Source organism: Novosphingobium taihuense, assembly GCF_007830315.1.
In the GTDB taxonomy this organism is placed as follows: Bacteria; Pseudomonadota; Alphaproteobacteria; order Sphingomonadales; family Sphingomonadaceae; genus Novosphingobium; species Novosphingobium taihuense.
On the sequence record NZ_VLKJ01000001.1, the window covers coordinates 289201 to 310485 of the forward strand.

Below are 21285 nucleotides of genomic sequence, written 5' to 3' on the forward strand. Positions count from 1 at the left end.
CCCATCAGGTCAAGTCACTCGCCGTCCTGCTTGCCTTCGCCGAGGAGATCGTCGTTGCCGGTGCCGGTCACCGGCTCGTCGATCAGCGGTTCGAACCCAGCTGGCGCGATCTGGTTAAGCTGGATCAGCGAAGTCTTCGTGAAGCTGTCGACCACCTGCAGCGCGTTGTCGGCAGGATCGTTCTTCAGCACTTCCTCGATGAGATCGCGCAATTCGATGATCTCGAACGGCAGCTTGTTGCAGGTGTTGGCGCTCAGGATCACGCAACCGTTGACCGACGAAAGATCGGTGAACGCCTCTTCGAAGGTGATCTGCTCGATGGCATCTACTCCGGTCTGGCCGTTGACGATGCCGTTGATCACGATGTCCAGCACACCGCCTTCACGAGAACCAATCCTGAGACTGTTCGCAACCAGCCCTCGCCGATCGTCAAGCCGCGTGCCGATCGAGGTATTCTGGATATAGACCTGCTCATCCGACCGCAACGTGATCGCATCTGCTTCGACAAGCGTCCGGCCATCGGTGACACCATCGTTCAAGCCGAGACGATCGGTGATGAGTGCGGTGTCGGTCAATTGCGCAATATCCCCGAGCGCCGTTCGCGTGACCATGGCGATACCGCTGCCCGAAAGCAGCAGCGACCCGCCACGTGTTTCGCCTTCGAGCAAGCGGATCGAGCCAGTCTGCGCATCAAGGAATATCCCGTCGGCACTGCTGCTGACTGATAGCGTGTTGCCTGCTGCATTGCTCATCGAGAGCCCGCCGAGGAACGAGATCAACCCTGTGGAGCGCAGTGACAAGGTTCCGGTCTCGCCGATCTGCCCCTGCACCGTCCCTGCCTGCGCAACGACCGTAAGGTCGCCTACAAGCATCGGCCTGATTCCACGGATGGTGAGGTCACCACGCGAGCGGATGCGGGCGAACTCGGCCTGCGAGATAGCATACCCGCCTGTCGTGGACGGGATGTTGTCGCCCAGACGTGTGACGCCCTGCCCTGTATTGCGCAGGGTAATGGCCGAGGTGTGAGCGGTTTCTCCAAGGCGGCCACTGTCTCCGATGGCAAGGTCTGCCGAGGACAGGTCCATCTGCCCCCCGGTAGCAAGGCCATTGATGCGAATGGTATCGCCCGCCGTCATGGTGAAGACCTGCGCGGCATCGGCAACGTCGTTGATCACGATGTTGTCACTTGCCACGATATCGATGTTTCCTTGCCCGACGGCGCCGGAGACTTGGCCCTGCGGCCTGACCGCGTCGCTGAAGACGTCCGAATACCCGGCAGACAGATCTCCGACCGTTACATCGCCATTGCGCGCAAGAAGGTCGATGTCGCCCAGCGCAAGGATCGTATCAGCGTCGATCGAGCCTCCTGCAGTTACATCGACGTTGCCCCTTTCGGCAAAGATGCGGCGGATGGCCAGATTGCCGGTTGCATCGAGGCCCACTGCGTCGGCGCTGACGCTGATGGGTCCTGTCAGCTCGATGCCGGTGATGTTGACCACGCCGTTCGACCGCACCGCTGCAACGCCTCCCGAGAGACCGGAGAGCGAGACATCGCCTTGGCTGAATATCGATATGTCCTGCCCTGCGCTGATCGATGTGCCGGTCATCGTACCGTTGTTCGTCCCGAACGCGCCGCCAGCGTTGATCGTGCTGAAGGCGAGCGTTCGTGCATCTATGCCAACGTTTGCGGCAGCGGTGATGGCACCCAGTGCAGCACTTCGGGCGACAGCGATGTTCACAGCCCCCGTTCGCGCTTGAAGCACGCCGCCGGCAATCGATCCTCCGACAATCGCGATGTCGCCACCATCGAGCGTGCCATAGGTGAAATTGCCATTGCCCGAATTGATGCGCATCTGTCCTGTGGCGACGAGATCGCCGCCAGTGATGTCGCCAGAGGTCGTGATATTGAGCGCATTGCCCGCAGTCATTCGCGTGAAGGTCAGCGTCTGGCTGGTTACGTTGAGCGCATCTCCTCCGCTTGCCGTTCCTACTTCCACCGCGCCTGTGCCGGTAATGATAAAGTTGCCCGCCGCGCTGATGCTCGGGCTTGCGAACGAGCGTACGTTGGCACCGATATCGTCATCGGAACGGGCGCTGGCCAGCGTCGCGTCGCGAGCGGACAGGGTAATCGCTCCTCGCGCATCAAGCGCCCCCGTCGAGAGGTCGCCGATAGTGGTAAGCGCCAGGCTGCCGGTACGTGCCGTGATCGCTCCACCACTGGCCGATGCAGCGCTAACGGCAACGGAACCGCCATCAAGCTTGCCGTAGGTCAGAGAGCCGTCAGCCGCGAGGTCGACCGTTCCGGTTGCCGTGGCATTGCCGAGCGTGATCGCGCCATCTTCGTCGATCGTGATGCTTGCGCCGGAAGTGATGTCTCCTCCGCGTGTGCCGGTAAGCGAACGAATGTCGACTGCGCCGTCAGCGTCGATCAAGGTGAAATCCAGCGCTCCGACGTCGGCCGAGAAAGATCCGCCTGCGGAGGCATTGCCGATCACGCTGGTGCCGGTGCTGGCGATTGCGATGTTTGTCCCGGCCATCAGCGTCCCTGCGTCAATCGTGTTGCCCGTCAGTGAAAGCGCGGTTCCGGCATCAGCGGTGTCTAGCTTGAGGGCGCCTGCTGCATCGAGTGTGATGGCACTGCTGGCAGCGGCAGAACCGACCGTCAGATTGCCGCCGGTCGTAATGCTGACGTTTGCAGGGCTTGACACGCTGCCGCCACCGCCGCCGGTCCCGAACGTGAAGGCGATGCTGCCGAAGTTGTCCCCGGCGTTGGAGTCCCAGTAACCCACCGAAAGCGTGCCGGTAGCCGGGGCCGTCACAGTCCCGTTTGCGCCGAGAAGCACGGTCTCATTCCCGATCTGCCCGACAAGCGCTCCGAACGGCGCGCTGAAATTGCCGATCGTCAGGTTGCCGAAGGCTGCGCCGATCTGCGTGCCAGGTTGGAACCCGGAGTCGTCCTGCGCCGTGGCCACGCGGAAGACGACGAGACCGTCGCCGTCCGAGATCCTCGGCAATGAACCGGCGCTCCACAAGTCGTTGGTAGACGACGACACCGTTATGGTTTGTCCCTGAACCACGTCGAACACAGGCGCCAGAGTGCCGCCCGTGTAGGAATTGGCGAGCGCCTGGACGACGATCTGGACAAGGTTCTGGCCGGTAGTGGCGAGGCCTGCAGCCACGCTGCCGATGGTAGCATTGCCGGTGAGCGAGAAGGTGCTGTCGAGACCCGAGCTGCTGGACCCGAGGTTCAGTGAAGCACCGGACAGATCGAACGACCCCAGAACCTTCACTGTGTCCAGATCAATCGCGTTTGTGACGACCAGCGACAGTCCCGCATCGCCGGTGACGGTCAGCGCGTTGAGATTCGCTGCCCCGATTGTGATTGCACCGCCCGCCTGTGCATCGTCAAGCTGCGCGTCTCCGCGCGCCGATATGCTGAGGGTCGTGCCCGCGATGAGGCTGCCCCCTGTGGTGTCGCCCGCGCTAAGAATTTCGACGCTTTCGCCAGCGGTGAGTTTGTCGAAGATGAAATCGCCAGCATCGACAAAAGCGGTGGTTCCGGCCGTCGTTTCGCCAACGTTGATAATCCTGCCGTCGAAATCGGTGAACGTCCCGGCCGTGACCTTCGAGACAGTCAAATCCTGCCCGTTGATTGTTGCACTCGACCCTGCAGTGACGGTGCCGACATTGGCGATCAACGACGCGCTGATGCTTGTGGACGTGCCCGAGGTTACGGTTGTTCCAGCAATGTCAGTGCCACTCAGCCGGACCGCCCGGAGCCCGCTGGCCGAAGCGAAACGGAGCGTCCCCGCGTTGATGAGGAGATCGCCGCCGCTGGCTGCAACGTTGCTCAGGTCCGCCAGTCCACTGATCGCGAGCGTGACGTTTCCGCTGTTGGACTGAAGAAGCGGAGTGGCGAGCCCGGCAGCCGTGATCGAGACATCCCCTCCGGAATTGATCGCGTTGGTAATGCTGACGAGGTCTTGAGCGGCAACGGAACTGGTGGCGCCGGAACTCAGTGAGCCTGCCTGAATACTGGCCCCGATCAGCGACAGCGTGGTTCCGGACCGGGCGGACGTGAGCGTCAGAGCGCCGGTTGCGTTGACATCGACGGCACCGCCCGCATCGAGCGTACCGCCGGTGATCGTGCCGCCGCTCAGGGTGATCCCGCTGGCCGAAGTGATCGCATCGAAGGTCAGCAGTGCCGGATCGATGAAGATCGAGCCGCCGGTCGAAGTGACCGTGCCAAGCGCGGCCGTGTTGGCCACCGTCAGCGTGAGGTCATCCGCCGATTGCAGCGTGTTTGCGCCAAGGCCTGCGGCGGTGATGGCGAGCGTGCCGCCCGCCTCTGCCCGGTCGAGCGTGACATTGCCCGTGGCGGAAATGCCAAGATCGCTGTCGGCAAGGATCGTGCCTGCGCCGATGGTCGTGCCCGAAAGCGATACCACGCCCGCAGCGCCAAGACTGTCGACCTGAAGATTGGCAGCCGACAGGGTCACCTTGCCAGAGCCGAGCACCGACCCGATCAGGGCATCCCCCGAGATCGCGATGCCCAGGTCGCCCGCGTTGACGAGATCGAGCGAAAGCGAGGCGCCGGTGATGTCGACTGTCCCCGCCGTCGGGCCGATCAGCGCCAGGGTGATGTCGCCGGTGGCGTTGATCGACAGGGCATCGGTCAGGGCGATGCTGTTGCCAAGCACGTTGGTCGCAGTGATGTCGACGGTCTTGCCGGAAAGGCTGGTGATCGACACGTCCGCGCCTGACAGGGTCAGGGCTCCTCCGGCCGATGCATCGGCGAAGGCAGCGTTGCCGGTCGTGGTGATGCCAAGGTTGCCCGTGGCGGTGAACGAGCCACCCGTCAGGCTTGCCGCGCTGACCGAAGCATCGGTCCCGGCGCTGGCCGTCCCGGTGATCGTCGCAGCGTTCGCAGCGGTCAGTGAAAGCACTGTCCCGGCATCGAGACTGTCTGCGTTCAGGGTTCCGGCGTCGAAGGTCAGCGTCGTGCCCGCAGTGGTCGCACCGACGGTCGCCGTCCCGCTCACGTCGATACCGACAAGCCCGCCGGCCGTGATCGAACCGGAAAGCAGCGATCCGGCGCTCAGCGTCAGGTCGCCCAGCGCCGAGACATCGGCCAGATCGGCAAGGCCGGTTACCGTCGCATCAAGATTGGCACCGGCCGAGAGCGTGGTCGCCGTCGCGGTCGCGGATTGCAGCGACAGGCTCGTCCCGCTCTGCGCATCGGTGACCGCGTAGTTGCCTGCGAGCAAGGCGGTCAGGCTGATCCCGGCGGTAATGCTGCTGCCCGTCAGGTCCGTCCCCTCGAGACTGACCAGCCCCGTGGCGCCGAGCGTGGTGAAATCGAGCGTGCCGAAGCTTGCGACAAGATCGCCACCGGCAGTGGCCGCCCCCGTCAACGTCGCCCCATTGGCAATCGTCAGCGTCAGGCTATCCCCTGCATCCAGCGCTCCGGATTGCAAGCTGTCCGCACCCAGCGACATCGTCGTACCCGCATTGGCCGAAGCAAGCGTGAGCGCACCGGTCGCGGTGACCTCGATGCTCGTTCCCGCATCAAGCGTGCCACCGGTGATGACGCCCCCGCTCAGCGTGATGCCGCTGGCCGAGGTGATCGCATCGAACGTCAGCAAAGCCGGGTCGATGGTGACCGAGCCGCCGGTCGAATTGACGGCGCCAAGTGCTGCAGTATTGGTCACCGTCAGCGTAAGGTCGCCCGCCGATTGCAGCAGATCAGCCGCAAGGCTGTCGCTGGTGATCGAAAGGGTGCCACCTGCTTGTGCGCTAGTGCCGGTGACGGATGGCCCGGAGATAACGAGGTTGCCGTCCACCAGAAGAGAGGTGAACCCAACGCTCGTCCCCGCTGAGAGCGACAGGTCATTGACGTCAGTGGTCGAACCCAGATCTAGAACGGTGCCTGCGCTTAGAGATCCGTTGAAGCCGCCTAACGCCAGCGCTCCGATCTCTAGGCTCGTGCCCGTGGTGATGTCCGTGCTTGCACCAAGTGTCAACGCTCCTACACGCAGAGCCCCAAGTGTGGAGAACGCGCCTTCCGCCAAGCCACCAGCGGCAAGGTCAGTCGTCAACTCGCGCGCAGCAGTGAGCGATGCCGCGTCAATATCGCCGCCAGCGAACAAACCAATATCGTCGACCGTGGCCGTAACGTTGCCAGTGCCAAAGATGTTGGCGCCCGCAGCAAGACGAACTGTTCCGCCTTCGACCACGGCGCCGTCAAGCAGCGCAATGTCGCCCAGAACCGAACGGATCGACAGGTTGCCGGTGGACACGATCTGCGCAACGCGTCCGACGCCCTCAAGCGTCACGTTGCCAGTGGCCAGAAGCCGCACATCCGAGCCCGAAATCGTGCCAACTGCGCGAATGTCGAGTGGCACAGTGTCAGTGTTTCCGATCCGGACTGTGCCCGATACATCGATGTCACCGATGCAGATCGCACCCTCGAGGCAGTCAGGATCCAGCCGTTCGCCATTGTTCCGACGGGGCGAGGTCAGGCCGAGCGTCTGCAGCACATCGGCCCGGAAGCTCGCTCCAGTGAAAGTCGCCAGCCGCGCATCGATGGCCGCGCCTGAAAGTGCGATCGCGCCAGTCCCGGCCGACACGGTGGTACCGCTGCCAAACGCCAGCACGGCGATGTCTTCGGGAGCTAGCGAATACTGCAGCGTAAGCCCGCCCGCTGCGAACGTCACCGGGAGGCCGGGAACAGCTGCGGATGTGTTGGCCACGAAGCTGTTGTTCCGGCCGACAATGATGTCGTTGCCCGAACGCACGTCGATCCCGGTGCCCGTGCTGAAGCTGTTACCACCCGTTACGGCAATTCCGCCGCCGCTGGCGAACACGATGTCGCCGGCCGCATTGAACAAGCCACCGCCGCCAACTTCGCCCAGCGTCAGAAGACCATCAAAATAGAGCGTCGCACCGTCAGGAATCGCGCCTGCTTCAAGGTCGAGGGTCGCACCGCTGGCATTGCGGATCGTGGCGTCCTGGCCGGCCCGAACCCGAAGGTTGCCGCCCGAGAAGTACCCGCTGGCTGCATCGCCGGTGACATTGCCGAAAGCATAGACGTCAAGCGAGCCAAGACCTGCCACGATTGCGGGGCCGGAAATCGTGAAATCGCCCGATGCATCGGCCAACAGGCTGGTAGTGGCTTCGATCGGACGGCAGGTCGTCGTAGCGCATCCAGCCACAGCGATGCCGATGCCGCCGCGCGATTGCAATTCGATAGAGTTCCCGGAGAACTGTCCGGTTCCGGCGGCAGCGATATCTATCCCGGTGTCACTGCCCAAATACGCGCTGCCACCTGCAGTGATGCTCAGCCCATCTGCTACCGAAAGCGAGATCGAACCAGCTGCCAGCAGGTTCAGGTCCCCATCAAACGCGATTGGTCCCGAGACCGCCGTCAGCGATATCGCCGGGTCGGAGAAGCCTGCAAAGGAACCCGACGCATCTCCGCTGAAGCTGGCGAAACGCATGGCATCAACCGGTGCCGTGCTCGATGATGTGAGCGAGATAGTCCCACCCAACTCATTTATGAATGCAAAGTTCGAGGCCGGGAAAGTGCGCTTTGATCTGACGTCGACGCTTGTCGCACCTGCCACCAGCGAGCCCGTGCTCGACAAGCTGCCATCAGCAGAACTGAAGAAGACCTGGCCACCCGAGGGTGTGACGAAGGCGGAACTTCCTGGAAGTCCGACCCCGCTGGTTCCGCTGCCCCCTGCTCCGGCAAAGGGACGGTCGAAGGTTTCGCCGGTAGCATTTGCCAGCAGCGTTCCGAAGATTGCGACGCCTCCGGCCGCACCGACAGTAACCGTGCCGCCGCGGCCTGCTTCGGCAAGGCCGTTGTTACCCCCGTTGCCGCCAAGCGTGACCGGAGCAGTCGAGTTTGCTCCATCGCCGCCCAGCCCTGCAATGCCGCCGATCCCGTTGGCCGAGAGCGTGACAGTGCCGAGCAGGCCCAGCGACGCAGTGCCGTCGTCCAGCGCGGCGATGGCAACCGTGCCGCCGGTGCCCGAGCCGCTGTCGCCGCCGTTACCTCCATTGCCACCAATTCCGGTAGATGCCGTTATCGCTGCGAAGGCACTCCCACCATTTCCGCCAATGCCATTGGCAGAAAGCCCGACGTTGCCGTCTGCCGTAGCAAGCGCGATTGCGCCTCCTGCATCGGCCAGGACCGAGATGCTTCCACCCGTACCGCTGCCTCCGGCGCTGCCATCTGCCGAACTGCCGTCCACAGCGTAGCCGGACCCGTTGACGCCCGCGCCGCCACGGCCATTCGCATTGGCCACCAGGCTTGGCGCTTCCACACGGGAATTCAGACCGACTGCCTGAACACTTATCGATCCGCCGAAGCCCGCTCCACCTGCACCGCCGACCGACTGGTCAAATGTGCCGCTGACATCGAGACTGACGAACGAACCGCCAGCCCCACCCAAACCATTGGTGCCGAGCGTCAGGTCATCGAACGTGATGACGCCACCGCCCTGCGCCAGTGCATCGACAGTGCCGCCGCGGCCGCTGCCGCCGTCGCCGCCATCACCCAAAGTACGCCAGCCATTGGCTGCAGAGTTGCCGCCGAGTCCTCCGGCGCCGCCAATGCCATTCGACGCGAACAACGATCCTTCTGTGCCGGTCGAATTTAGTTGCCCGAGGTCAGATGCTACAAGACTGATTGCACCGCCGGTTCCTGCCCCGCCTGCCCCGCCGTCACCCGCTTCGTCGACCGCATCCGAACCAGCGCCGCCGCGTCCGCCCGCGCCACCCAGCCCGGACACCCGCAGCGATGCGCCGGCAATGCTGAGATTTGTTCCGTCTCCAGTAACAGCGATGACGGCCTGCCCGCCGGTGCCGCTTCCTCCCGCGCCACCGCCGTATCCATCGGTGGAGTTCCCACCGGCCTTGCCGAGACCTTCCGCAGAGAGAACCGGATCAGCGAACGAGGAACTGCCGCCGCTTACAAGAATACGGGCCGTACCACCGAGACCACTGCCACCTTCGCCACCGATCAGGCCACTTTCGCCAGCCTGCCCGATGCCATCGGCACGCACTTCGAGATTGCGAGTGCTTCCCGAAGTGGTCGCCACGCCAAAATTGCCCACTAATTCCAGCGTGGAAGTGCCCCCGGCACCGTCGCCACCCTTGCCAGCATTCAGAGCGAATTCGCCTGCAGTATTCGCATCATTGCCGGCCAGTCCGCCGAGACCCGTAGCATCGATCCCGATCATCTGGGCATCGAACGTTCCCGACAGGAAACGAATGCCCGCAGTGCCACCTTGGCCGTTGCCACCAGCCCCGGATCGATTGCCAACGCCCGAGCTTCCGAAAGTGAAACCGCCTGCACCACCCTCGCCGATAGCATTCACCGTTACCGTGACGGGAAGACCAGCCGAGGAGAAGGGTATCTCGCCCAAGGACCCGCCATCGATGGTCAGCAGCGCATTTCCACCTGTGCCGAGACCGCCGTCGCCCGCAGCACCAGTGCCATTAAAATCGTACCCTCCGTTACCAAAGTAACTGACGCCAAAGCCATCGGATTGCGACTTGTTGCCATTGGCTTCGACAGTAAGCCCCTCTGCCCGCAGAGTGCCACCGGTGAGGTTGACCGTGGCGCTGCCACCCGTGCCTGCACCACCGATGCCGCCGACAATGCCGAGGGCATCAGAGGATTGCGCTCCGTCACCGCCGAACCCAGACGCGGTCACGTCGACAGTGGAAGCCGTCAGCAGGCCTCCGGTGATCGAGAGCGTCGAAGTGCCGCCAGTCCCGCTTCCGCCGGTCCCGGGCGCAAAGCCGGCCACATTGTCGCCATTTCCACCTTCGCCGGTGGCCTCGATCGTGAGTGACGATGCCGAGAATGTACCTTCGGCCACGCTGAAGGAAACATCGCCGCCGACGCCCGACGCTCCGTCGCCCGCCTGGGCCACGAGGCCTGTCCGAGCGCTAATGTCTGGCCTGCCTCCTTGACCAAGGCTTGTAAGAGTTACCGAGTTGACCAGGACGCTGGTCGGCTTGCCGGTCTGGATGAAACTGACGGTGCCGCCCAGCCCCGTGCCCGAGCGTCCCGCTCCGTCGGTTCTCCGTCCTGCCACACCATTGGACAGGAGGCTCAAGCCGTCGCTGAAAGGCGAGTCCACAGCGGTGAAGGAGGAGTCAGCAATGGTGAAGCTGACAGTGCCGCCAGTACCGCTGCCACCATCCGGACCGCTTCCGCCACGCGCCGTGGACTGTAACGAGGCTGCCACGCCGAGATTGACATTGGCACCATTTTGCAAGTTCGCGCTGACGTTGCCGCCGACGGCGTCTATGCCGCTACCACTGGCGAAGGCCTGCGAATTCAGATAAAGCTGCGATGCACTCAGCGTACTGGCATCTGCAACGAAACTCACATTGCCGGCAAGCTGCGTGACCGTGTCGTTGCGGCCTTCCGCCTGAAGCGACACCACCGACCCGAAAGTCTCGAGATTGGAACTACCTGACAGGGTGAGCGACACCGTGTTGGGCGTAATCAGGTTGCCGTAGGCATAAGACTGCAGCCCGATGCTGCCGAAAGAGTCAGAAGTGACGCTCTGGACATTGTCATAGGAAAGGCTGACGTCGCCCAGCGTCGCCAAGCCGCCGTCACTCGCGGTAGCGTAGTTAGCGGCACTGATGCCACCAGTCGAAAATGATCCGTTGCCGTTCGCGAAGCTGATAGAAACGGCCCCAGCAGTGGCATTGAGCGGTACAGCTTCGACACCGGCGAAAGTCCCCGCATCTGAGGCGATCGCTATGCTGGAGGAATCGAACGTGCCTCCGTGCACCGTCAGCCTGGCAGCGCCTGCCACGGCATTACCACCGTTGACTGGCGACTGGAGGCTGAATGCTCCGTTGGCCGCGTACGAGTAGATTTCCACGCCGCCAAGAGAACCGCCGAACGTGGAAGCTGCGCCGTCGGTCTGCACGATGTCAATCGTGACGTCACCGGCAATCGCGCTGCCTGCGGACAGTCCACCAACACCCGAAGTCGCCATGCTTTTCAGGTTGGCGCTGCCGAGGTTGAAGTCGCCGTCGGTAATCGTCAGGCCGACATTGCCCGAAGCGGCATCCTCGCCGACACTTCCGCCCAGCAACGCATCGCCATTAAGGGGATCGGTCTGAATCGCACCGGTTGCGATGGAGTAAAGATCCATCGCCCCGCCGACATTCAGCGAGCCGCCGCCTGCAACCGACACGGACACGTTGCCTGCCTTGGCGCCATTCATCGAACCAAGCGAAAGCCCGCTGTCCGCGACAAGGGAATTGCCGTTGTCGATCTTTGCCGAGACATTACGCCGCGCCAGAAGGTCGACTGTGCCCCGCACCGACGTGGATGATGTAGTCGCATCGATGTTCACATCGCGGGAGGCATGCCCGATCAGGTCAGTCTGCGCGCCCGTCTGGCCGACCGTCAGTCCACTGATCGTAAGCGATGCATTTCCACCAACCACACTGTCGGCAGACACATTTCCGCCTGCAACATTGTACCCCGCGGAGAGCACGATAGAGCCATCCACGACGCTCGCCGTCGTTGCTCCGTTGTAGCCCATCGAGCCGGACACGACCGCCGTCATCGCCTGGTTCTTCGGTACGGCGACAAGATAGATGCGATGGTCTGCGTCGGTGGAACTGGAGTTTGCAGGCCACCCGGTCGCGCCGGTGTGAACAACGCCTTCAGTATCATCGCTGCCACTGTCGACGATGATGTCGAAGAGGCCACTGTTGATGGTCATCGTCGCCGCTTCAGCTGCGACGTAGGCGGCCGAGCCGTTGACCGAGACGGTGCCCGCCTGCTCCACGCGCGGCGCAACCACGGCGACGTAGCTGCTGTTGGCAAGGCTCGCATTGATCTGCGCGCCCGACTGAATCGTCACCAACGATTTCGGGTCCAGCGCGGTGCCGAAGCGGATCTCGTTCTTGTCGCCATAGAGGCGCGAAACGGTGTCGGATGCCGGATCGATCGTGATCGGCAAGGACGTCAGCACAAGGCTGCCAACATTGAAGACGCCCTTCGGGCCAACGACCCAGCCGCCTGCGTTGTAGAACCAGACCTTGCCCAGACTGCTCGATTCAACCGTCCCGGATATCGACAGCGGACCGCCGACAGCCGTATCCGTCACCCGGTTCAGCACGGTATAGGGCGTGCTGCCGTCGTAGATGAAACGGAGGGTGTTGCCTTCGGGCAGGAAAACGCCCCCGCTGTCGCTTGCAGTCCAGTCCAGCAAAGCCTCGCTGTTGGTCACGAAGACCGCATCCAGACCCGGCGTTGAGCGCGACACGCCACTGATGCCGAACTGGGGCGTTGGCGTCCCGTTGACCGCTTGTCCGAGCGCCGGAGCAGGCATGGACGCGAGCGCCAGCGATGCAGCACCGCCCGATATGCCGGCCAGGAGGCGGGCAATCGAAGGCTTGCGACGGAGCGACATGGCGGAAACGTTACGGGCCATCACAGCCTCCACGGCAGGAGCTGGAACGAGAGATTGAGCATGAACCGGGCCTTGCCCTTGACGTTCAGGCCCAGCGGATCGTGCAAGGGCACGGCGACACCGGCGTCGAGCCGGATGGCATCATGGATTGCTGCCCGAAGACCGCCGCCCACCGAGACAACCTTCTGCGGATCAAGTCCGTCGAACGTGCTGTCGTGGTTCCACACCCAAGCCGCATCGACGAAAGCATAGGGCTGGAAGGCATTGCCACCTGCGACCTTCGGGATCATGGAGCCGACCCGCACTTCACCGCGCACGCCAACGCCGCTGTCACCAATGACCGCGCCTGGATCGTAGCCACGCCCTATCGTGTAGTTGCCGCCCGAGAACTCCTCATACGACAGAAGCTTGTCCGGCGAATACTGGGCACGGGGCTGGAGACTGAGAGTCAGCTTGCGCACCGGGCGATAGTCGAAAACACCAGACGCCCGCAGAACGAAGCCCTTGGCCGTGCCTTCGATCCGGCTTGGCGTAACCTTCCCAGCCCCCCGGCAGGTGGGCGCGAGCGCGCCAAGGCATCCTTTCGTCGCACCAAAAACATCGACACCTTGGCGTGCCTCGAGCGACAGTCCCCACGACCAGTGCGGCTCGAACGGCGTGAAACCATCGCGACCAGTCAGGCTGCGCCGGCTGACGCCATTGGTGTCGGCTCGGGCATAGAGCACCCGCAGGCGATCCCTGTTGAGCGCAATGCTGCCGAAATCGAGATCCTGATCCGCAATCTGGCCGCCCACTGCCAGCGTCAGGTTGTAGGCCTGAGAGCGCACGATGGGATAGCTCCCTTCAAGCGAGGCCGACAGCGTGCGCGAGTGGAAGTCCGCCCTCGCATCGATCACGGTTGGATTGGTCCAGCCGTAAGTGAAGTCACCCCGCAAGCTGAAGCCTTCGCCGCCGAGCCGCATTTCGTGACCGAGTTGCAGCACCTTCTGCTCGTGCAGGTCCGTCGTGGCAAAGAAGCTGGCGGTCGTCGAATCGCCAAGTCCGGTCAGCCCGTTGAGCTGGACCCGCGCAAGGCCGCTATAGCGCCCGACGGCGCGCGAACCGTAGTTCTGCACGCCGATTTCGGCGTAGACCGGAACGCGCCGTACAGAAACTTCGCCAATCACTTCTCCGGGCGAGCCTTCGAGCGGACGCAATGCGAGGCGGACGTCGAGGCCTGGAACGTCCTTGGCCAGCAAGAGATAGCGCTCGGCGCTATGTGTATTGAAAACAGGTTCTTGAGTCAGCTTGTTCAGATACCGCAGCAGGGCCTTCTCCGATCGCCCCGGATCGCCCTTGACTTGCACTCGCTTGAGGTGCGCGAGCAGCACGTCGAGCCGTACCGCCCCGCCGTCGATCTTCTGCGGCGGAACCTGCACGGCTGCCAGATAGCCTGCCTGGCGTAATGCGGTAGCAGCACGGTCGCGGATCTCGCAAATGACTGAGACTGGTTGCTCGGTGCCAAGAAACTCGGCGTAGCTCTGGGTCAGATTGAAATCGGGTAGATCCTGCATGCCGGAGAAGGTGACCGAGGACAGCTTAAGCCGAATGCCTGCGAAATCTGGCGCTGCAAGGGGGCAAGGCGCTCGTTCGACTTCAGAGGCATCGACATCTACCGGACCGCCTCGATTAAGCGTGCCTTCGGCGACACCACGCTGAATTTCTTCACGCGTCGGAGGCTGTATCGAAGGGGGCGGAACGGTCTGCGCTGAAGCAGTTGAATTGATGAGGCCTAGAGCCAGGACGGACGCCAATGCCGCTGCCCGTACGGCTGCGCTGCTCGCAAACCGGGGTCGCGCAATCAGCGGATTGTCCCGCAGTGAAACAGGAAATGTCGCCCCGGCGCGGGGCATGGCGGCAACATTATCGGCCATCGCAGTCGAATCTCCACAGGCGCGACCCGTGGCGGCTAACTCTATTGGCCTACCAAGACCTTGTTATAGTTACGGATTCACGTTGCCGAACAAAGTCGGCATTAGTGCTTCCCCTAAGGTTTTTGCTCCAGTATTTCAGGTTCTGCAAGGGTTGCAGCAAGCCAATCGAATTGCGCCTTGCACCCATTGTCGAGCAGCAGTGTCCCGAGTGACTCAGCGTCCGCAGGAACGGCTTCCGGCTCGAGCATCACGATACGAAATTCTGCCGCTTTCTCAGGCGCCGTCTCGTCGTAAATGCGATAGATCCGGCCCTCCTGCGGCGCCAGCATGGTTTTTGGCCAGGCAATGCCGACAGTCCTCGGTGGCCACTGCATGCGGACCATCTCGCCGCCTGCGCTCTCCGTCAGCCAGGTGAAGCTTCGAGCCTTGCCGTCTTCCCGCCACAAGTAGAGATCACTGCCACGCGGAACGCAGACGTTGCCGCCTTCAGCTGTGTCGGCAAGCCAGATGCTGACCGGCATGACATGCTCACCCGACGTGTCACCCGCGCCGCGCACGGCCCCTGCCCGCACCGACGCCGGATTGCTGAGTGAGCGCGCAAGCAAGGCGGCCGCGCTGCGATCGCGGTTTACCGCGTTGTCCAGCGTAAACGATCCGGCGCCCTTCAGCACCCGCGTTCCGGCCTTGTCGAGCACGGTAACCACGTCCCCGGCCTTGAGCACGACCGAAGCATTGGCGGGGAGCCTCTTGCCCTTCGGATAAGCCACTGCCGACGGCCCGGTCGATCGCACGACGACGGCTTGCGCCGCCGCCGTCGCCGAGACTGCGAGCATCGCAACAGCACCCAGAAATCCTACGACGCCCAATTCCTTGCGACGCATTGTTCAGCCTCCGGCCTGGGTTGTCTGCGCAAGGTTCGCAAGCAGATCGAGCTGCGCTGTGCATCCCTTCTCTGCCATGGCACCTGCCACTTCGAGCTCGTCCGTGGGGACGTTGGGCATGACCATCGTTCGGATCTTGACCGGCGCGCCAACGGCATTGTTGAAGGTGTAAGTCTGCCCGTCGACCACCGGCACACTGGCTGCTGGCCAGACCTTCAGAGCGCTCCCGGCGCGCCAGGTCACATCAGCCACGCTGCCATCCTGCGAAAGCAGCTTGCCGGTGCCTTCGTCAGTCTTTTCAGGGCGCCACAAAACCACGGTCGCAGGATCAGCGACGCAGTAGGTGCCGCCCTTGCTGACGTCGACATACCAGATGTTCTCCGGCCCGCTTGGCGCCACAGCGACGGGTGCTGCCGGAGCGCCACGCACTGCCCCGGTACGGGTCCGCGACGCGCCACCCCGGGCCATCATCGCCGCCAGCGCCGTCCCGCCTGTCGAAGCATTGCGATTGACCGCACCGTTGAGAGCAAAGGAGCCCGGCCCGTTGAGCACGCGAGTGCCCGCCTTGTCGAGCACGGTAACGTGATCGCCAGCCTTGAGAACCACAGTAGCGTCGGCCGGCAGCTTCTTGCCCTGCGGATAGGTTGCCGAAGACGGACCTGTCGACCGGACCACCACCGATTGCGCCATGGCTTCGCTCGCTAGCGCGAGTCCGGCAATGGCTGCCACGCCCGCCGCAAGAGCGCGCAATTGCTTGCCATCAACCAAGAACATAACTCTCTCCCTTGTGCGTCTGTCGCAATCTCTGGATCAGGTTGATCATCGCATCGTCGTCATGCGCCGATTCGAGCATTGTGTCTGTGAGAGCTTTCACACGATCCGTGTCACCCAGCGCATGTGCGCTGATAGCCTCTACAGCAAGACCTCGTTCGGCTTCGTCAAGGTCCGGCACTGGTTCGAACACCTCGACCGGTGTTTTGCGCCCGCGCAGCGTCACCGATCCCATTGGCCGGAACCAGTCGAGCCCTGACCGCTCTGCCGCCTCGCGGCTCACCAGCACGCGCGTGTCGAGCGGCTTGTTGGCGCCTTCCAGGCGAGCAGCCGTATTCATCGCATCGCCCAGCGCAGTGTACTGGATCCGCCCCTCGCCACCGAAATTGCCGACCACCGCCTCGCCGTAATGCACGCCGACGCGGGTTCGGCCGATCTTGGGCACGCCCTCTGGCACCGACTTGCGGAACTCTTCGCCCGCCAGATACATCGCCCAGGCAGCCTTGACTGCGCGCTCCCCGTCATCAGGGTAGGCAATAGGTGCGCCCCAGAATGCAACCACAGCGTCGCCGACGAACTTGTCGAGCGTTCCACCATACTGCAGCACCACGGCGCTCAGACGATCGAGATAGTCGTTCAGCAGCCGCGCAATCATCTCCGGCTCGACAGCGTGAGTCAGCTTGGTGAACCCTTCGAGATCGCTGAACAGGCAGAATATCTCGCGCTTCTCGCCATGCAGCGACAGCCGCTCGGGATTGCGCATGATCTCGGCCGCCACCGAGCGCGGCAGGTACTTGCCCAGCGCTCCTTGCGCGAACTCGCGTTGAGCCGCGTTGATCGCTCGCAGGCCCGAACTGATGGCAGTGTAGGCAACGAGCCAACCGATCAGCCAGCCCGTGGCAGGCATATCGAGAGTGTCGTATCCCGCCCGTTCAACGGCGAAAGGCACCGCCAGAAACAGCGCGAACTGCGCCACGACGCAAAGTACCAGCACCCAGGTCCTCACTTGCGCGATCGCCGTCGCCGCACCCAACGCCACGGCAAGAACCGCCGCAATCACCTTGAGAGATACCGCTGGTCGCTCCTTCCAGGCCTTGTCGAGCAATTGTGCCAGCATCGAAGCGTGAACCTCGACGCCGATCATGCGCGTTTCACCGGTAACCGGATTGCCGGTGCGCGTGAAAGGCGTGTCGAACTGGTCAAAGTCCGAAAAGTCGCCGCCGATCAGCACATAACGGCCCTTGATAGCATCGGCCACCAGTGGTGCGGTGTCGGGATCGGCGACGAGATCGATCGGGATCTTGTTGAAAACAGGGCGGTCGCTCGCCGAAGGCACGCGATAGCGGATCGGTCCGGTGTAGCGGGCAAACCGTGGATCGGCATCGCTGCTATCATTGGTCAGCGCGACCGAGAGCAGCGGCGGCAGGCCCGCATATTGCCGCGGCCAGCGACGGGCCACGCCATCGGCATCGGTTTCAAGCAGGATCGACGCCGATTTCACCTTGTCAGTTTCCGCGCTCTTCATGAACGCTTTGAGGTCCTGCTCCTGCTCGTATGTAATTGCTTCGGGATTGGTCCGGTTATCGGCAAAAGCGAGGAATACCGGCGTGTGCATGGCCTTTAGCGAGGCGCGCAGCAGATCGTCATCGTCCTGCGGGCTATCGAAAAGCACGTCGATGCCGATGCCCTTGGCGCCAAGCTGGTCTATCTGGGTCAGCGCCTTGGCCAGGATCGTCCGGTCAACCGGTGAGATCTGGCCCGTCGCACGATTGGTGTCAGCGGTATAAACGACCAGAGTCACGCGTTTGTCGGTATCAGTCGGTGGTGCGAAATTGGCGGCACGCAGGTCGTAGAGCCCGGCTTCCGCATCGCGAAGCAGCGGCAAGTTCCAGCTGTTGAATGCTATGAACAGAGCGAAAGCCAGAAGCGCCAGCGCCACTACGGTGCGCTGCCAGCCCAGCTGCGAAAGACTGCGTTTCGCCGTCCGCCCTAAATCGCGCGGCCTTGCTTCGCCTGCGCGGCCATCACGTGCCATTCGTCAGTTTCCCCCCGGACCTGCTTTCATGGCCAACGGTGCCATCCCCTGCACCGCGGCCATGCGCGCACCTTGCGCCACCAGCGGCCGCGCGGCGTCACCGATAATTGCAAAGCCCGCCCAGTAGTAAGGGTGAGACGTATCCACATCGGCCATAAGCGCGTCCTGCGCCTTGAGCAGCGCTTCGCCGGTCGCCGTACCGGGAGCGGCCGCAAAGAGACCGTTGATCAGCCGCGCCGTCGCATCGAAATCATCGGGAGCGGGCCAATGGCTTGCGAGCACGGATCGGCTACCCGCGCCAATGAACGCGCGAACAAGGCCTTCGAGCGCCGAGCCACCTCCGGTCACGATCCCCGCGTCGCGCGTTGCGGCGACGTCAGCCTGCCCTGCCGTATCGCATGCAGACAGGATCACCATGTCGGCATCGAGCCGCAGGTCAAAGATTTCGGAGAAGCTCAGCAAGCCATCCGAGCCCTGCGGCCCGAACGAGGTGACCAGCGCCGGTCGCGCCGGACATGATGGCTGAGGCGGAGTGACAAGGCCATGTGTGGCAAAGTGAAGGATGCGGAAATTGTTCAGATCGCCTCGAGACTTGATCGCGGTATCGGAGAAAGCAGGCCCAACCATGAGGTCGGTCCCTTGCCCGGAAAGCAACATTCGCGCCTTGAGCAGTTCGGCTTCGGAAATGGGCCGGTTCCACGTGGCAAGAGGCCAGCTGCAATCCGCCATCATCTCGCCATCCGCGCCGCGAACCCGCGCAACGGCCGATGTTGAACTCGCCGAAACCGCCGTATTGCGCCCCAGCCCAAGATAGGCCTCGTGCGCCTTCGAACCGGGTTGTTTGCGGGCATCCATGAAGGAGCGCGCCGAAACGGCCGTAGAGACGATCTTGTCCTTCGCCAGCCAGCTCACCCCGCGCAAGTCGAACGGATCGCCAGCGGGAGTGTCTGCCTGCGCAAGGTAGGTCTTGGCTGACGCTTCGTCAGCGACGAGGACGTTGACGGGCAGCTTCAGCATGGCACCATCAGGCTCGAAAATCAGATGATGGGCCGCGCCCAGATCAGCCGAAACAGGGCCGAACAGCGCCTTGTATATCGCCGCCGCCTCGTTCGCGGCAAAAGTGCCGGTCACGTACTGTCTGCCGTCAAAACGCGAGATCGAATCTCGTACCGCCTGAACAGACTTCTCAAGTTCGCCCGAAGTGATCGGCGCGCGGTATCCCACCGCCTTGTCCTTGGTTGCAAAGAACACGAACACATCAGGGCCGAGCACTGCCATCTTGGCATAGGCCTCACCCGCACCAAGCCCGTCCTGAAGCTCTTTCTGGCCAATTACCCGCTGTGTTACAACGCGATAGCGCGCATAATTGGCAAGCTCGATGACTGTTGCCTGCTCCTGCGCCTCCAGATCCGCGACGCGCTTGGCAGCTTCGGCTATCTCATCGGTCCGTGCTGCGGCGTCATCAAGCCTCTGCAGTGCCGCATAGGTCATGCGTGCCCGTTCGACCGCGCGCGTCAGACTATTGGACTGGCGGAAAAGCCTTGCCGCCTCGTCACTTCCACCAGAAAGTTCACGCGACAGCACAGCTTGCGTTTCTGCAACGCCTGGCCTTACCAGGACTTGCGACGCCTGAAAGAAGGCATCGCTCGTCGCCGCATCGGCGCCCATGCGCGAGGCGAGAAGATCGAAGTAGGGCGCCATCTGGCGCGACAGGCCTGAAAGCCCGTTTTCCCGCTCGACCGAACGTGAAACGACTTCCCGGTAAAGTGGCTCGGCCTCTGCAGGTCGCCCCTGACGGACCAGATAGGCCGCCAATCGCGCCTGTGCTGCCGCCATGCTCCGCGTCTCTGGGTATTGCACGCCCACGATATCGACCGCGGATCGCAACAACGCTTCAGCATCGCTTGCTCTGCCCTCGTCCTCTGCGAGAGTCGCCAGTTCGGTCAGCAACTGCGCGCGCATCCGCACGATCGATACGACGCGCCCATTTCGCACGGCCAGCGCGCGGGCCTGTGCCTGCTCGAGCGCCATCCGCGCTTCTCCCCGCTGGCCAAGCAGGCGCAACGCCGTCCCGCGCAATTGCAGGCTCTGGGCATCGAGAATGGTTGCCCGCTCGTCGTCAGTCAGGCGCAGATCGTCGACCAGACCCATGGCATTGGCGGTAAGGTCGGAAGCGTTGATACGGCGCGAGACAGAAGGCGTCAGTTCCATTGTCGCGCGCAGACTGTCCGCCCCCATCGCGCTGGTCTGGCGCAGCGGCGTGCCAAGCCGCTCCAGCGCCTTGGCGTATTGCTCCTGATTCAGCAGGTGGATCGCCTCGTAGTTGCGCCGCAACCGTTCCACCACACCGCTCCCCGCAGGCATGGCATCAGCCTCGGCGAACAGGCGGTCCGCCTCGGAGAACTGGCCAAGGTTGGAACGCTGAAGTCCCGCGTTGACGAGAAACTCCACCCGGTCGATCGGCACATCGCCGGTTGACGCCTGACGCTGGTCCAGCGTCTCGAAATAGGCGGCGGCTTCGGCGTAATCGCCCGAATTGTTGCGCCGATATCCCTCGGCAAGCGCGGTTGCCGGATCGAGTGTCAGCGCCTGGATGCGCGCGTAGGCTTCGGTGTCGTTCACCGATGTCGTGGCCACTTCGATCGGCTCATCAAGCAGACGGTCTGCGTAGATCGAGCGCAGAGCCAGATCGAGCGCGCCATGGTAGGCGGAAAAACCCTCGACCACATAGGTCGTATTGCCGCGTGCCACGCTCACCACTTCATAGGCAAGGTCCGGGTCCTTCCATCGACAGTCCTGCCGCATGCGCTCGCCGACCGAAGCCGTAGCCGTGGCATTGCACGAAACCTTGTCACGACGCCTTTGCACCAGCCGCGCCAGCTCATCGTCCTGCCCGTGACGCAAGGCAAAGACATAGCCGACCGGCAAGGCCGAATCGCGGCATACTATGGCCCATGTCCGGTCCATCGGACTGCGGTTTGCGGGATCGGTCGTGCGAGATTGAACCTGGCACAGCGCCTTGCTTCCGCCGGAGCCCAGCGGAAAACTGTCGCGCAGCAGGAGTGAATCTTCCCGAGCTGAGACAGAACCGCTGCCTGCCCCAAGCATAAGGGCCAGTGCCGCGGCACCCGCTCCGAGCCTTGCCCAATGTCCTGCCTGACGATTACGCATCACTTGCTCTCCCGGCCTGCCCCGCCGGACGAAACGTCCACTGCGGAAAC

6 protein-coding genes are annotated in these 21285 nt (G+C 63.1%); all 6 read right to left on the minus strand.

What is annotated here, in order from left to right:
- Positions 1-14: 14 nt before the first annotated feature.
- The gene (locus IQ25_RS01360) at positions 15-12485 is read right to left on the minus strand and encodes a hypothetical protein (RefSeq protein WP_144901501.1); all 12471 of its coding nucleotides are present in this window, start codon (positions 12483-12485) and stop codon (positions 15-17) included.
- Entirely contained in the window at positions 12485-14257 is a 1773-nt protein-coding gene (locus IQ25_RS01365; RefSeq protein WP_258536924.1) for a ShlB/FhaC/HecB family hemolysin secretion/activation protein, read from the minus strand. The genes IQ25_RS01360 and IQ25_RS01365 overlap by 1 nt, the downstream gene beginning before the upstream one ends.
- A 233-nt stretch (positions 14258-14490) precedes the next feature.
- Complete coding sequence (locus IQ25_RS01370; protein ID WP_144901504.1) at positions 14491-15258, minus strand: hypothetical protein; 768 nt, start codon at positions 15256-15258, stop codon at positions 14491-14493.
- Positions 15259-15261: 3 nt separating this feature from the next.
- Positions 15262-16032, minus strand: a complete 771-nt coding sequence (locus IQ25_RS01375) for a hypothetical protein (RefSeq protein ID WP_144901505.1) — start codon at positions 16030-16032, stop codon at positions 15262-15264.
- Complete coding sequence (locus IQ25_RS01380) at positions 16019-18064, minus strand: adenylate/guanylate cyclase domain-containing protein (RefSeq protein ID WP_144901507.1); 2046 nt, start codon at positions 18062-18064, stop codon at positions 16019-16021. The genes IQ25_RS01375 and IQ25_RS01380 overlap by 14 nt, the downstream gene beginning before the upstream one ends.
- A 3-nt stretch (positions 18065-18067) precedes the next feature.
- Positions 18068-21235: a CHAT domain-containing protein gene (locus tag IQ25_RS01385; protein ID WP_144901509.1), complete on the minus strand. Its 3168-nt coding sequence runs from the start codon at positions 21233-21235 to the stop codon at positions 18068-18070.
- Positions 21236-21285: the final 50 nt, after the last annotated feature.

Bases quoted from the DNA above. Each gene is read 5' to 3' on its own strand.
- IQ25_RS01375 (WP_144901505.1), bottom strand. From the start codon at position 16,032: ATGTTCTTGGTTGATGGCAAGCAATTGCGCGCTCTTGCGGCGGGCGTG.
- IQ25_RS01360 (WP_144901501.1), bottom strand. From the start codon at position 12,485: ATGGCCCGTAACGTTTCCGCCATGTCGCTCCGTCGCAAGCCTTCGATT.
- IQ25_RS01370 (WP_144901504.1), bottom strand. From the start codon at position 15,258: ATGCGTCGCAAGGAATTGGGCGTCGTAGGATTTCTGGGTGCTGTTGCG.
- IQ25_RS01385 (WP_144901509.1), bottom strand. From the start codon at position 21,235: ATGCGTAATCGTCAGGCAGGACATTGGGCAAGGCTCGGAGCGGGTGCC.
- IQ25_RS01380 (WP_144901507.1), bottom strand. From the start codon at position 18,064: ATGGCACGTGATGGCCGCGCAGGCGAAGCAAGGCCGCGCGATTTAGGG.